Here is a 14,015-nt window from a genome sequence, read left to right on the forward strand (position 1 = left end):
TTGGCCTCCGACTTGGGCGGCGGGCCGCGGCGGCGGTGGGTGAGTGGTTAGGTCCTAGTCGGGGGTGTGACTGACGGCCTCTACGTTGTTGCCGTCGGGGTCGCGGACGAAGGCGCCGTAGTAGCCGGGGTGGTACTCGGGCCACTCGCGGGGCTCGTGGAGGGGCTCGGCGCCGGACTCGACGGCGATCCGGAAGAACTCGCGCACTGCCGCCCTGTCTGGCGCCTCGAAGGCGATGTGCGACTCGCGGAACCCGGTGCCCGTGTTGTGCGGGCCGATCCAGAAGACCGGCTGGGGCGGCACGCCGTATCCGATGACGTTGCCGAAGTCGAGCACGCGCTGCCCGCCGAGGGGCGCGAGGATCGCGTCGTAGAAGGCGGCGCTGGCCGTCACGTCGTCGCACTGAATCGAGATGTGATCGAGCACGACATCATCGTCGCATGCCCGAGTGACGTTTCCCACGATCTTTCCCAATGTGAAAAGTTGCCGGATGGGAAAGAAATCGGGGATAGTCATAGGCATGACCTCGGAAGTGAGCCTGCGGGAGCGTAAGAAGCAGGCAACGCGTGCGGCGCTGAGCCACGCGGCGTGGTCACTGATGATCGAGCACGGTCTCGAGGCGGTGACCCCGGAGACCGTCGCGGAGGCGGTCGACGTCTCGCCGCGAACGTTCCGTAACTATTTCGCCAGCCGCGAGGAGGCGATCCTGTACGGGCTGGTACGCCGGGCGGGGTCCATCGGCGAGGCGCTGCGGGCGCGGCCCGCTGGCGAGCCCGTCTGGGACTCCCTCATAGAGGTGCTGCCGGACGCCGTCGCCGGGATGGTGGGGGAGTCACATGACCTGTTGCTGATGATGCACGCGGTCCTGCGCGACCCGGCGATGTTCGCGCAGCACCTGGTCGCGTTCGAGCATGGCCAGGAGGTGCTGGTAGCGGTCATCGCGGAACGCATGGGCACCGACCGGTGCGACCTGTCGCCGCGGCTGCTGGCCGCGACCGCCGGAGTCGCGATCCGGACCGCGGTGGTGGCGTGGGCGCAGGCCCAGGCGGACACCTCGGTCGCCGGCCTCATTCGGGAGAGCCTCGCGGTACTCCGCGCGGGCATTCCGCTGGGCGAGGACCCGCCCACCCTCTAGCGAAACGAACGAAGCCGCCCGCCACCCGGTGGCCGGTCGATCCCGTATGCCCAGAAACAGGAGATCTTGATGGCGTCATTCCTTTACAAGCTGGGCCGGTTCGCGTTCCGGCGCCGATGGTTGATGGCCGCACTGTGGCTCGCGATCCTCGCGGGCGCGCTGACCGCCGCCGGCACCGTGTCGGGGTCGACGGACGACTCGTTCCACATTCCCGGCACCGCGTCGCAGCAGGCGATCGACCTGCTCCAGGAGCGGTTCCCGCAGGCGTCCGCGGGCGGGGCGACGGCACGCGTGGTGTTCGCGGCGCCGGAGGGGCAGACGCTCGCCGAGGCGTCCAACCGGGCGGCTGTCGAGCAGGTGGTGGCGGAGCTGAAGCAGGCACCGCAGGTCGCGTCGGTGGTCGACCCGTTCCAGTCGGGCACGGTCAACCAGGCCGGCACCGTCGGCTTCGCGCAGGCCACCTACCAGGTACAGGCGCAGGAGCTGACCGACCAGGCGCGCGAGGAGCTCGCGAGCATCGTCGACCAGGCCCGTGCCGGTGGCCTGACCGTCGAGGTGGGCGGGGACGCGCTCCAGGTCCAGTCGGAGCAGGGCATGACCGAGGTGATCGGCGTGCTCGTCGCCGCGGTGGTCCTCGTGATCACGTTCGGCTCGCTGATAGCCGCCGGGGTGCCGCTGCTGACCGCGATCTTCGGTATCGGTATCGGCATCGGCCTGATCACCGCCGCGACCGGGCTCATCGACCTGTCCTCGACCACGCCGACGCTCGCGTTGATGCTCGGCTTGGCGGTCGCCATCGACTACGCGCTGTTCATCGTGTCCCGATACAGGCATGAGCTGGCCCTGGGCCGCGACGGCGAGGAGGCCGCGGGCCGCGCGGTGGGTACCGCCGGCTCCGCCGTCGTGTTCGCCGGCCTCACCGTGGTGATCGCGCTCGCGGCGCTGTCCGTGGTGGGCGTGCCGTTCCTGACCCAGATGGGCCTCGCCGCCGCGGGCACCGTCGCGATCGCTGTGATCATCGCGTTGACGCTGCTGCCGGCCCTGCTTGGCTTCGCGGGCAGGCGCATCCTGGGTAAGCGCGGGCGCGCCGGCCGCGATCCGGAGGCCGACGGCACCAACTTCGGCACCCGCTGGGCGCGCGGCGTCGCCCGCCGGCCGGTGCTCGCGCTGCTGGTCGCGGTGCTCGGGCTCGGCGTCGTCGCGATCCCCGCGCTCGACCTGCGTCTCGGTATGCCGGACGACAGCACGGCCGCGCCGGACACGACGCAGCGCAAGGCGTACGACCTGGTGTCGACCGGCTTCGGGAAGGGCTTCAACGCGCCGCTGACCGTCGTGGTGGACGGCACCGCCGGGCAGGTCAAGGCGGCCGCCGGCCAGGTCGCGGGGGAGATCCAGGGGCTGGCCGACGTGGCGGCCGTCGCCCCGGCGACGCTCAACCAGGCCGGCGACACCGCGTTGCTGACCGTGATCCCGAAGAGCGGGCCGAGTGACGCGGCGACCGAGGACCTCGTGCGTGCGATCAGGCAGCTCGACGGCACGGTGCCGGGCGCGAACGTCAACGTCACCGGCCTGACCGCCGTCAACATCGACGTCTCGGAGAAGCTCGGCGGCGCGCTCGTGCCGTACCTGGCGGTCGTGGTCGGCCTGGCGTTCATCCTGCTCATGCTGGTGTTCCGGTCGATCCTGGTGCCACTGAAGGCCACGCTCGGGTTCCTGCTCAGCATCGTGGCCACGTTCGGCGCGGTCGTGACGGTCTTCCAGTGGGGCTGGGCGGCCGACCTGCTCGGCGTCGAGCAGACTGGGCCGATCATCAGCTTCCTGCCGATCATCCTGATCGGCATCGTGTTCGGGCTCGCGATGGACTACCAGGTCTTCCTGGTGACCCGGATGCGGGAGGACTACGTGCACGGGATCGACGCGCGGGAGGCGGTCGTCACCGGCTTCGGGCACGGGGCGCGGGTCGTGACCGCGGCGGCGATTATCATGATCAGCGTCTTCGCCGGGTTCATCCTCGCGCCCGACTCGATCATCAAGTCGATCGGGTTCGCACTGGGCGTGGCGGTGCTGTTCGACGCGATCGTGGTGCGGATGACGATCGTGCCGGCGGTGATGACGCTGCTGGGCAAGGCCGCGTGGTGGCTGCCCCGCTGGCTCGACAGGCTCCTGCCCAATGTGGACGTCGAAGGCGAGAAGCTGCGCCACCAGCTCGACGACGCGTCCGCGCCCGAGCGCGTACTCGAACGCGCCTCGGTCTGACCGACCGTCCGGGAAAGGACACCGCGATGAGCATCGACCACCGTGCGGCAAGACCACGGCCCGTCCGGGAGTTGCTGCTCGTCGCGGTCCTTTTCCTGGCGTACAAGCTGGGCCGGCTGGCCGTCGCCGGTGACCTGTCCACCGCGTACGCCAACGCGGTGGACGTGTGGGACCTGGAGCGCGCCCTGAGGCTGCCCAGCGAGGCGGCCCTGCAAGGGCTCGTGCTCGGCCACGACGGCCTGGTGCGGGCCGCGAACCTGTACTACGCCTGCGTCCACTTCCCGGCCACCGCGGCCGTACTCCTGTGGACGTACCTGCGACGGCCGGCCCTGTACCGGTGGGCGCGCACCACCCTGGCCCTGCTGACCGCGGCCGGCTTCGTGGCGCAGGTGCTGGTGCCACTGGCGCCGCCGCGTTTTCTGTGGCTGACCGGCATGGAGGACACCGGGCACAGCGTCGGGCCGACCGTGTACGGCAGCTCGACGGCCGCGTTCGCCAACCAGTACGCCGCGATGCCGTCGTTGCACGTCGGCTGGGCGGCTGCCGTCGCGATCGTGCTGATCGCGGCGACCCGGAGCCGGTGGCGCTGGCTCTGGCTGCTGCATCCGTTGCTGACGCTGGCGGTCGTCGTGGTGACGGCCAACCACTACTGGCTCGACGGCATCGTGTCGCTGGCACTACTGGGCGCGATCCTGCTGGTGCTACGGCGCTTTGGCCTGGCGGGTGCGGCGTCGGGTCGCGACCACGGCGGCGCCGCCGAGCACGATGAGCAGTACACCCAGACCGGCCGCCGGAAGCACGAACCCCACGCCGGTACGCGGCAGCGCGCCGCCGCTACCGCCGGACGGCGTCGGCGTGACGCCGCCGTTGTCGCCGCCGAACGGGTCCCGCCCGACGAAGCTGACCCGCACCGCCACGTCCTGCGAACGGCCCGCCACCGACCGGTGGCCCTCCCCGATCGCAGTCTCCCCGATCGCGGTCTCCCCGCCGATCGCGGTCTCCCCGATCGCGGTCTCCCCGCCGATCAAGGGCAAACGCACGTACGTTGATCTCAAATCCGCGTGTATTTACCCTTGATCGATGCGATTGTCCTTGATCGATGTCCGCTTGGGAGCGCTGGTCGCGTCACCACGCCCCATTTGCCGGATCATCCGTTAGGCCCGTCACCACCGGATCGCCGCCTGGACCTCGCCCCGCCTCGGCTCGACATGATCGGCAGGACAGGGCCTAGTGGATCACAGCATCCGACATATAGCTTAGCCTCACCTATCTTCGAAGGGTTGGGCATGGGGCTCGCGGCACGCGTACGGGAAGCGACGAGGACGGACCACGTGGCCGCACAGGCGGTCACCTACTTCGACGCGTTGATGGCGGGACAGCTGGACCGCGACGGATACGCCGCGCTCACCGCGCAGCTCTTCTTCGTGTACGAGACGCTGGAGGAGGCCGCCATCGAGATGCGCGCCGACCCGATCGCCGGCCGGTTCGTGCTGGACGGGCTGGAGCGACTGCCTGCGCTGGTCGCGGACCTGGAGTACCTGCTCGGGGATGACTGGCCGGCCCGGGTCAGCGCCAGCACCGCCACGTCGGAGTACCGCGCGCGGCTGCGCGATGTGGCGTTCACCTGGCCGGCGGGGTTCGTGGCGCACCACTACACCCGGTATCTGGGCGACCTTTCCGGCGGGCAGATCGTGCGCAAGGCGCTGGCCCGCGAGTACGAGTTGGGCGACGAGGGGACCCGCTTCTTCCAGTTCCCCGGCGTGCATCCGGTCCACGTCAAGCGCCAGTACCGACAGCTGCTCGACGAGACCGCGTGGGACCCTGTCGAGCAGGACCGGTTCCTCGACGAGGTGTCGCTCGCGTACCGTCTCAACGTGGCGATGCTCGACGACCTCGGCAAGGCGGTGGTGGCGCGATGAGCGACCCGTTCACCCCGGAGGTGGTGGCTGCGATCATGCGCCACATGAACTGTGACCACGCCGACGACTGCCGGGTGATCGTGCGGGGCCTGGGTGGTCAGCCGGGCGCCTCGGCGGCGGCGATGTCCGGCATGGACGCCGACGGCATGGACTTCATGGCCACTGTGGACGGTGCCGAAGTGCCCACGCGCGTCCCGTTCACGACCACCTTGACCGAGCGCCGCCAAGTCCGCGCCGAGGCCGCGCGGATGTACCGCGAGGCCGCTGAACCCGCGCCCCCTCCGCGTCCGTCGATCAAGGAGATCTGCATGGATCAAGGGCATACGCACGTGGAAAAGTGATCAAACCACGTGCGGTTGCCCTTGATCGGCGGAAAGGAGGTGGCCGAGCGTGGCGATGGCCGCCTCGATGTCCGCGGGCGCGCTGGCGGCGTAGCCCAGCACCAGGCCGGGCGGGCCTTGGCGCTGATAGTGCCAGGACAAGGGCTGCACCTTGACGCCGTGCGCGAGCGCGGCGGCGGCGAGCGCGACGTCGTCGACGGTGCCCGGCAGGGTAATCATCAGGTGGAGGCCGGCGGCCGCGCCGTGCACGACGGCGCCCGGCAGGTGCGTCGCGATCGCGCTGATCATCGCGTCCCGCCGCCGGACGTGGCGGCGCCGCAGCAGGCGCAGGTGGCGCTCCAGCGTCCCCGAGGACATCAGCTCGGCCAGTACGAGCTGCGGCAGGGCGGCGTTGCCGAGGTCGGCGTTGCGCTTGGCGGCGACCAGTGCGTCCCGGTACCGGGACGGCGCCAGCATCCAGCCGGTCCGCAGGGCGGGCGCGAGCAGCTTGGAGACGCTGCCGGTGTAGCAGACGTGATCGGGCAGCATCGCGCGCAGCGCGGGCACCGGCGGCCGGTCGTACCGGTGCTCGGCGTCGTAGTCGTCCTCGACGATCAGCCCACCGCCCTCGGCCCACCGGGCGAGCTGGCGGCGGCGGTCGCCGTCCAGCACCACGCCGGTCGGGAACTGGTGCGCGGGCGTGAGCAGCACGGCCGGCACCCCGCTGGCGCGCAGCTCGTCGACGCGCAGCCCGCGATCGTCCACAGTGACCGGTGGGGCGTCGACCAGCCAGTTGTTCAGGTGCTGCCGGACCCCTAGCGAGCCCGGGTCCTCGACCGCCACGCTCGTGATGCCGCCGGCGCGCAGCACCTGTGCGAGCAGGCCGAGCGCCTGCGACACCCCCGCCACGACGATCACCTCGGCCGGGTCGACGAGTATGCCGCGGTTGCGCGCCAGCCATCCGGCCACGGCCGCGCGCAGTGCCGGCGTCCCGCGCGGGTCGCCGTATCCGAAGTCCGCCGGTGCCAGGGCATCGAGCACGGCGCGCTCCGCGCGCAGCCACGCGGTCCGTGGAAACGCCGCGAGATCCGGTACTCCCGGCGAAAGGTCGATCCGCGCGGGCGCCGCCCGCAGCGTGTCGAAGACGTCGATGTCGGGCTGTGCGGCGAACGGCCCGATCTTCGCGGGCGCCTCCGTGGCCGCCTGCCGGGGGGCCGCCGGAGCGGAGACGACCACCGTGCCGCCGCGCCCGCGCCCGGCAAGGTGCCCGGCCTCGCCCAGCCGCTGGTACGCCTCGGTGACCACACCCCGCGACACGCCCAACTCGCCCGCGAGCACCCGCGTGGCGGGCAGCCGGCTCCCGACCGGCAGGCGGCCGTCGGCTATCGCGAGCCGCAGGCGTTCGGCCAGCCACTGGGCGCGGCCGCCGGCCGGCGCGGCGCCGATGTCGAGCTGGAGGAAGTCCGATCCGGAGGTTATGGACCCGTCATCGGTGATACTTTTAGCGCTGGTCACTGAGCCATTGTGCACCGGGAGTGAGGTACGCCAGCTGCCGATATCGACGATCGGCTACGTAACGGTGTCCGCCGGTCCGGAGAAGTCTGGTTTTCCGCTGCCTGGCGACGATCGTTCTTGAAACAGTAGGCTGATACTTTGAGGCCGGGTAGGTTCTGGGTGGTTTGAGGTGGTTTGCCGTTTGCCCGGAGCGTGGTCGTCACTGGCAGGAGGCGAGCGTGGTCGGGGAGCAGGCAGCCCAAAAGGAGGTCGCGACACCTGACGGGCATCGCTTGGCCGTCGAGGTCACCGGCGCACCCGACGGCCTGCCGGTCTTCCTCATGCATGGCACGCCCGGCAGCCGCAGCGGCATCAAGCCGCGCAGCATCGTCCTCTACCGCCTCGGCGTGCGCCTGATCTGTTACGACCGCCCGGGGTACGGCCGCTCCGACCGCCGCGAAGGGCGGCGCGTCGTCGACGCTGCCGAAGACGTCCGGATCATCGCCGACGCTCTCGGCGTCGACCGGTTCGCCGTCGTCGGGCGCTCCGGCGGCGGCCCGCACGCGTTGGCGGTGGCGGCCACGCTGCCCGACCGGGTGACCCGGGCGGCCGTACTGGTCAGCCTGGCACCGGCCGACGCTCCCGGGCTCGACTGGTACCGCGGCATGGGTGAGTCCAATATAGACGAGTACCGGGCGGCGGATGCCAACCATGCCGCCCTGATGGCCAACCTGAGGAGCCAGGCCGACCGCCTGCGCCGCGATCCGGAGAGCCTGATCGCGTTCCTGGAAAAGGAACTCGCCGACCCGGATCGCCGCGTGGTCGAAAACGTGGCCATGCGCCGGCAGCTCGCCGACAGCTACGCCGAGGCGGTGCGCTTCGGCGCCGACGGGTGGATCGACGACGCCCTGGCGTTCCGGCACAACTGGGGCTTCGACCCGGAGTCGATCCAGGTGCAGGTGCGGCTCTGGCACGGGAGCGCCGACCAGTTCTCGCCGGTCGAGCACACCCGGTGGCTGGCCGCGCGCATCCCCCGCGCGCAGGTCGAGGTGCAGCACGGTCAGGGGCACTTCGCGGCGGTCGAGATCCTGCCACAGATGCTGACCTGGCTGACCGCGGCCGGGGCGCCCAGCGCGCTGGCCCACCCCGGGCCCGAGATCAGACCGGGTGCGGATCTAGTACCCGGTAGACCAGTTGCCCTTCGCGCAGCTCGGTGACGATCGGGTGGTCGGCCCCGAGCGCCGTGGCGAGTCGTTCGATCAGCCGGGCGTAGTGCGGTGCCGAGCCCGGCTCGCCGAGCCGGCGCTGCACGATGGCCAGGTGGGTCTCGCAGCTCAGCGTGTCCGGGTGCTTCGCGCCCAGCTCGGTGCGCATCCGGGTGGCGACGCCCTGCAGTAGGTCGCGGCCCTTCTCCGGCTCGCCGATCTCGACCAGGCAGATGGCCTGGTTCATGGCGGCGGCCAGGCTGTACGGGTGATCCGGGCCCAGTCGCTCCGCGAACTGTTCGGCCGCCCGCGTCGCCAGCTCGTATGCCCGCGCGTGGTCACCGGCCACGCGAGCCGCGGCGGACATGTTGTTGATACAGACCAGGGTGTGCGGGTGGTCCGGGCCGAGATTCCGTTGGTACGCCGCGGTCACCGCGCGCGTCTCCTCGTCGGCCCGCGCGACGTTGCGCACCACGACGAGGGTGGCCGCCAGGCTCAGCCGGCACGCCAAAGTGTCTGGATTGGACGGACCGAACCGCTCCCGCAGGCGCTCGTGCGCGTCGTCGAGCAGCCGGGACGCCCTGCCGCCGCGGCCGACGCTGCGCAGCGAGACCGCCAGGTTGGCCTGCGCGTTCAGCGTCTCCAGCGCGTCCGGGCCGAACTTCGGATCGTCGCGGAAAGCCGCGTACACCTCGTCGAGCAGCAGCACCGAGCGGTCGTACTCGCCCGCCTCCCGCAAATCGCGGGCCAGCTGCGTGGCGGAGTGCCGGGTGTACGGGTTGTCGTCGCCGAGCACCATCCGCCGGCGCTCGTAGACGTCTTGGTCGAGCTCGCGGGCCTCGCGGAATTGCCCGATGAGGCGCAGCGACGTGGCGAGGTTGTTGGCCGCCGACAGCGTGCGGGGGTAGTCCTCACCGAACACCCGCGCCCAGGACGCGTACGTGGCCCGGTCCATGGGCACGGCCTCGGTGTACCGGCCGAAGCCGCGCAGGTTGCTCGCGAGGCTACCGGCGGTCATCAGCGTGTGCGGGTGCTCCTCACCGAGCAGCTGCCGCTGCTGCGCCAGCACGTCTTCATCGATCCGCAGCGCCTCGTCGAACCTGGCCTGCGACCACAGGTGGTTGGCCACGTTGAAACGCAGGTGCAGCAGCTGCCGGTACAGGGACGCCCCCCGCGCCGTGCCCTCGGCGAACTCCGGGTCGCGCGCGAACAGGTCCGCCCACTGCCTGTCGATCTCCCGGCCGAACTCGACGCCCTGCGCCAGGTCACCGCGCCGCCACAGGTACCGCACCCGATCGATGATCAGCTGCCGGACCAGCTCGTCCTGGCAGCTGACCGCCTCGGACGCGGCCAGGTGCGGCCACAGCATGCGCAGCCGCGGCCAGTTTTCGGGGTCGTCGACGTCGCCGCTCGGCCGCGAACGCGCAAGTACCAGGTGGACCTGGTGCTTAGCGGCCTCCAGGTCGTCGTCCGTCATCCGGTCGCGCACCGCGGCCTGGATGAGGCGGTGCACGTGGATCTGCCGGGCGTGCGTGTCGAGCTTGAGCAGGGCCAGCCGGTTGATCTGCTGGACCATGAACGCCAGCATCTGCCGTTCCGATACCGACGGGTCGTACGGCGAGATCGCGGCCGCCATCTCGTCGCTGTACAGCAGGTCCAGGGCGATCTCGGAGGACAGCACCGAACACAGTTGCAGCAGCCGGTACGCGCCGGGCGACTGGCTGCTCAACCGCTGGAGCGACAGGTCCCAGGTCACCTGCCACGCGGCCTGCGGGGAGCGCGGGCCGGATCCACCGTGCTCCAGCTCGGCCAGGTACTCGCCGACCGGCGTGCCGGTCTCGGCGAGCCAGGCGCCCGCGCCGGCGATCGCGATCGGCAGGTCGCCGAGCGCCTCCGCGATCTGTTCGGCCTGGGAGTCGCTGATCGCCTTGAGCCGGCTGCGCAGGTGCGCGACGCTCTCGGCCCGCCGGAACACGTCGACCGGGATCGAGTTGGTGCGGTTGGCCCAGTCTTCGTTGCGCGAGGTGATCAGGACGTGGCCGTTGCCCTGCGGCCGCCAGCGGTCGACGCCCTCGATGTCTTCCGCGTTGTCGAAGACCACCAGCCAGCGCTCGCGCCGCTTGAGCGCCTCGAGCGTGGCCAGCGCGGTCTCGCGGGCCGTGGCCGCCTGCGGTACGCCCATGGCCGCACCCAGGTCGGCGAACGAGGCGTCGATGAACTCGGGCTGCTCGGCCTGGATCCACCACACGAGGTCGTACGCGGACTTGAAACGGTGGACGTACTCCAGCGCGACCTGCGTCTTGCCCACGCCACCCATGCCCCGCAGGGTGACCGGCAGCACGACCGCGGTGCGGCCGGACTTGAGCTGCGTGCGCAGCTCGAGCAGCTCCTCCTCGCGGCCGGTGAACCGGGCGTTGCGCACCGGGGCCTGGAAGAGGCCCGGCTCGGTGCGCGGGTACCGCACGCGGGACAGCGGGTCGCCGGCCACCGGGCCGGAGCGCCCCACGAGATTCAGGATCCGGTCCGCCGCCACGCCCTCGTCGCACCCGACGGTGCTGGTGGACGCCTCGGGCGGAAAGTCCGGCGAGTGGCGCACGTCGGCGATGTAGACCGCGAGGGGCGGGCGGACGCTGGGCAGGTCGCGCGGCACCGCCGCACCGGACGCCGACGACACGATGACCAGCGAGCGCGCCGTGTCCGTGCCGTGCACGACGTCCTGCGGGTCGACGACCCGGACGCCGGCCGAGGTGAGCACCGACTCGATCCACTCCGCCCACACCAGGTCGGTCGGCGCGTACCGCAGGACGATGGCCTCCTGCTCCGGTGGCCTGCGGGTGAAGCGGGCCACCTCTCGCAGCCGTAGCGACTCGTCCATGGCGGGCAACCTGGTGACGGCGCCGTGGGTGATGTACGCGGTCAACCGCTCGTACGAGGACAGCAGCAGCCGGGGCGAGCTCGGGTCGTCGCCGAAGGTGGCGAGCATCTCCTCGTACGCGTAGTAGGTCTGGTACGGCACCTCGACGGCTGCCCAGTACCGTCGCCGCTCCTCGTCGGTCATGCCGGCCGGAAGGCCGGCGAACTGGCTCCTCGCGAGCAGCCGGCCGGCGTTTGCCTTGTCGTTCTCGGCCTGGTCGACGCGCATCGGCACCGGCAGTACCCGGATCAGCCGCTGCCTGCTGTTTCGCGCGCTGTACCGGCTCTGCACCGTGTGCGCCACCTGGGCAGCGCCGTGGATGCCCTGGTCGCTCAGCGTGAAGCAGTCGACGAGCGTGTCGGGCAGGTGGATGGTGCAGATGTCGGCGACGTCGCTGAGCCCGGTGCGGCTGTCGATCAGCACGTAGTCGTAGTTGCGCTTCATGTCGGCGCGGAGGGCGTCGAAGAACTGCCCGCCGCCCAGCCGGTCGTAGAAGGTGTCCCAGTCCAGGCCGCTGACCGAGACGGCGTAGTCCTGGTTCTGCAGGCCGGCGGAGAGGAAGTCCAAGGTGCCGCCGCCGAAGCGCCAGTCGAGCGAGAACGCGTGCCGCCCGACCTTGGCGAACTCCTCGTACCAGCGCTCCGGGCGTTCCGGCTTGCGGGTGGTCTCCCATTCGTACGTGCGGATCAGGTCGATGATGCCGGTGGAGCCCCGCACCACCTCCGGGTCGAGGAACGGCTTGAAGAACCGGTGCAGGCCGGGCGACTCCAGGTCCCAGTCGGCGACGAGCACGCGCTTGCCGTTGGCGGCGAGAATCCATCCCACGTTCGCCAGCGCCATCGTGCGCCCCGTGCCGCCCTTGTACGAGTAGAAGGTGATGATCTGGCCGCCGCTGTCAGTCATCGTTCTGCTTTCGGAGGATCGGAGGGCGTCGAGGACTCGGGGGTGCGCAAGCTGAGCCGCGTGCTCTGGAAGCCTTCGGGTGGGTGAACCCGAGCGTTGCGCAGGTACTGCCGGCGGGCGTGGGTGACGATGTTCGGCATGATGTCGACGAACTCCTTCACCTGAGCCACACTTTGCGCGCGTTTCAGGCCGGCAGCGGTGAGCATATCCATCACCTCGCCCGCCAGGCGCGCGCCGCGCTCGTCGTACCGCGGGTCGTCGCGGTCGGCGATCACAACCGGTACGACCCACTCCGGCAAGTCCTTCGTCGCGGCGCGCAGCGACTGGATGCCACCCGGGCCGCCGGCCGCCCAGGGGTCGATCAGCAGCACGCCCGGAGCCCTGGCGAACAGCCCGGACCCGTCGTTGTAGGCCTCCACCTGTGCCGAGAATCCGAGCCGCTCGGCGGTGCTGGCGGCGTACTGGGCAACCGGCAGCGACAGCCGGTCGACGCCGGCGGGCGCCATCACCGCGACGACGAACGGGGTCTCGGCGTCGGCGCCCTTGGGCACCGGCGCGTCGGTCACCTCGTCGAGGCGGGGCGCCGGCGACGCGTCGAGCGGCGACCGCTCGGTCAGCCGCACGATCTGCCCCGCGAGGCGTTCCAGCAGCCGGGTGTAGTCGTCGCGGTATGGCGCCAGCATGCACAGCGCCCGCATACCGTTCTCGGCGTACGCGGGAATGCCGTCACCCAGATCCAGCGCTCGGCGGACCTCGGGCGTCTCGTCCCAGGACGGGAAGGGGATCCACAGCACCGGCAGGACGTGCCGGTCGGTGTCGGGCGAGCCCGACGCGGCCACCCTGTCCAGGAAGGACTGTCGCTCGCGCAGCGGCCACGACCTGCTGAAGTAGTCCGGCGAGTAGAGCGGCACGAAGACCTGGGCGTCGCTGAGGGCGCCGGCGAGCGCCGCCTTCACGTCGGAGCCCATCGGGAGTTGCTGGTCGAAGATCCCGATCTCCATACCGGACGGTGGCCGGGCATGCCGGCGTACCTCGCCGGACAGGTCCTCGAAGAAGACCCGGACCCAGGGGTCGGCGTCCGCGGGCGTGTACTCCGACGACGGCGCCGGGTGCGCGTAGCTGAGGAAGAAGTACGTCCCGCGACCGGTGGGCGGCGCGGCGGCCCCGCTGGCCTGTGTCATGCCACCTCCTGCTGGTTCGCGAAGACGTTGGTGAGGCCGTCAGTCCCCGTCGGAACGGGCGCGAGCGGCACGACGCGGTGCGTCCGGTAGATCTGCACGATGCGCTGGGCCAGCCGCCACACGACCGCCCGGTACACCACGTTCTGGCCGAGCTGCCGCAGGCCGAACAGGCCGTCCTCCAGGTATTGGCGGGCGAACGCCTGGTCTGGGAGGCCGACCGGCGAGAAGATCTGGATGTCGCTCACCACCGACGGCAGCTCGTCTGGTTCGGTGTGGATCCAGGCCACCGGCAGGATGCCGCTCTCGGAGACCGGACCCGCGCCTTTGCGTCGGACGATCTTGCGGCGGGAGAACACGTCCCACTCCATCGCGCACCATTCGCTGCGCAGCAGGCCGGGGGAGACGAGGGGGACGAAGACCTGGCAGGTGGCCGCGGCCAGAAACAGCTCGCGGGTCCAGCGCTGGCCGCCGACCAGCGTGCGGTCGAGAAAGCCCGGGTACTCCCCGGTGCGCCTGCCGAGGAGCTGGCTCACGTTGCCGGACAGCTCGTCGAAGAACTCCATCACGTACTGGTTGGGCTCCTGGACCTCCAGGTGCTGCGTCGTGAACTGGGCGTAGCTGACGAAGAACACCGGGGCATGCGAGTCGGCGTCGTCCTCGTCCGGTGCCACGATGGCGTGCTCCCTGC

The 14,015-nt window shown here is 71.0% G+C and carries 11 protein-coding genes; 6 read left to right on the plus strand and 5 right to left on the minus strand.

Going from position 1 to position 14,015, the window contains the following annotated elements; genetic code table 11:
• Positions 1 to 54: 54 nt before the first annotated feature.
• A complete protein-coding gene (locus tag V6V89_RS24770; RefSeq protein WP_334621708.1) occupies positions 55 to 426 on the minus strand; it encodes a VOC family protein in 372 nt (123 codons plus the stop codon).
• Positions 427 to 520: 94 nt separating this feature from the next.
• On the opposite strand from V6V89_RS24770, the gene V6V89_RS24775 reads away from it, so the two are divergent.
• From V6V89_RS24775 to V6V89_RS24795, 5 genes are all read left to right on the plus strand, one after another.
• Positions 521 to 1,135: a TetR/AcrR family transcriptional regulator gene (locus V6V89_RS24775; RefSeq protein WP_334621710.1), complete on the plus strand. Its 615-nt coding sequence runs from the start codon at positions 521 to 523 to the stop codon at positions 1,133 to 1,135.
• 69 nt (positions 1,136 to 1,204) lie between these two features.
• Positions 1,205 to 3,391: an MMPL family transporter gene (locus V6V89_RS24780; RefSeq protein ID WP_334621711.1), complete on the plus strand. Its 2,187-nt coding sequence runs from the start codon at positions 1,205 to 1,207 to the stop codon at positions 3,389 to 3,391.
• Positions 3,392 to 3,417: 26 nt separating this feature from the next.
• Positions 3,418 to 4,440 (plus strand): phosphatase PAP2 family protein, encoded by a 1,023-nt coding sequence (locus V6V89_RS24785; RefSeq protein WP_334621713.1) that lies wholly within the window; start codon positions 3,418 to 3,420, stop codon positions 4,438 to 4,440.
• A gap of 237 nt (positions 4,441 to 4,677) precedes the next feature.
• Positions 4,678 to 5,310 (plus strand): biliverdin-producing heme oxygenase, encoded by a 633-nt coding sequence (locus tag V6V89_RS24790; RefSeq protein WP_334621714.1) that lies wholly within the window; start codon positions 4,678 to 4,680, stop codon positions 5,308 to 5,310.
• A complete protein-coding gene (locus V6V89_RS24795) occupies positions 5,307 to 5,651 on the plus strand; it encodes a DUF2470 domain-containing protein (RefSeq protein WP_334621716.1) in 345 nt (114 codons plus the stop codon). The genes V6V89_RS24790 and V6V89_RS24795 overlap by 4 nt, the downstream gene beginning before the upstream one ends.
• On the opposite strand, the gene pdxR is transcribed toward V6V89_RS24795, so the two are convergent.
• Positions 5,652 to 7,145 (minus strand): MocR-like pyridoxine biosynthesis transcription factor PdxR, encoded by a 1,494-nt coding sequence (pdxR, locus tag V6V89_RS24800; protein ID WP_334621717.1) that lies wholly within the window; start codon positions 7,143 to 7,145, stop codon positions 5,652 to 5,654. It lies immediately after the preceding gene.
• A gap of 218 nt (positions 7,146 to 7,363) precedes the next feature.
• Here pdxR and V6V89_RS24805 point away from each other — a divergent pair, with 218 nt between their 5' ends.
• Positions 7,364 to 8,341 (plus strand): alpha/beta fold hydrolase, encoded by a 978-nt coding sequence (locus V6V89_RS24805; RefSeq protein WP_334621719.1) that lies wholly within the window; start codon positions 7,364 to 7,366, stop codon positions 8,339 to 8,341.
• Here V6V89_RS24805 and fxsT read toward each other — a convergent pair.
• From fxsT to V6V89_RS24820, 3 genes are read right to left on the minus strand one after another with little or no spacing between them, the layout of a single operon-like run.
• Positions 8,283 to 12,146 (minus strand): FxSxx-COOH system tetratricopeptide repeat protein, encoded by a 3,864-nt coding sequence (gene fxsT / locus V6V89_RS24810; protein WP_334621720.1) that lies wholly within the window; start codon positions 12,144 to 12,146, stop codon positions 8,283 to 8,285. The two genes, V6V89_RS24805 and fxsT, sit on opposite strands and share 59 nt — an antisense overlap.
• Positions 12,143 to 13,327, minus strand: coding sequence for a TIR-like protein FxsC (locus V6V89_RS24815; RefSeq protein WP_334621722.1), 1,185 nt, complete (start codon positions 13,325 to 13,327; stop codon positions 12,143 to 12,145). The genes fxsT and V6V89_RS24815 overlap by 4 nt, the downstream gene beginning before the upstream one ends.
• Positions 13,324 to 13,998 carry a TIR-like protein FxsC gene (locus V6V89_RS24820; protein ID WP_334621723.1) on the minus strand — a complete coding sequence of 225 codons (675 nt, stop codon included), beginning with the start codon at positions 13,996 to 13,998 and terminating at the stop codon, positions 13,324 to 13,326. The genes V6V89_RS24815 and V6V89_RS24820 overlap by 4 nt, the downstream gene beginning before the upstream one ends.
• Positions 13,999 to 14,015: the final 17 nt, after the last annotated feature.

Source organism: Micromonospora sp. CPCC 206061 (genome assembly GCF_036906915.1).
Taxonomy (GTDB): Bacteria; Actinomycetota; Actinomycetes; order Mycobacteriales; family Micromonosporaceae; genus Phytohabitans.

Bases quoted from the DNA above. Each gene is read 5' to 3' on its own strand.
- V6V89_RS24775 (WP_334621710.1), top strand. From the start codon at position 521: ATGACCTCGGAAGTGAGCCTGCGGGAGCGTAAGAAGCAGGCAACGCGT.
- V6V89_RS24780 (WP_334621711.1), top strand. From the start codon at position 1,205: ATGGCGTCATTCCTTTACAAGCTGGGCCGGTTCGCGTTCCGGCGCCGA.
- V6V89_RS24785 (WP_334621713.1), top strand. From the start codon at position 3,418: ATGAGCATCGACCACCGTGCGGCAAGACCACGGCCCGTCCGGGAGTTG.
- V6V89_RS24790 (WP_334621714.1), top strand. From the start codon at position 4,678: ATGGGGCTCGCGGCACGCGTACGGGAAGCGACGAGGACGGACCACGTG.
- V6V89_RS24795 (WP_334621716.1), top strand. From the start codon at position 5,307: ATGAGCGACCCGTTCACCCCGGAGGTGGTGGCTGCGATCATGCGCCAC.
- fxsT (WP_334621720.1), bottom strand. From the start codon at position 12,146: ATGACTGACAGCGGCGGCCAGATCATCACCTTCTACTCGTACAAGGGC.
- V6V89_RS24815 (WP_334621722.1), bottom strand. From the start codon at position 13,327: ATGACACAGGCCAGCGGGGCCGCCGCGCCGCCCACCGGTCGCGGGACG.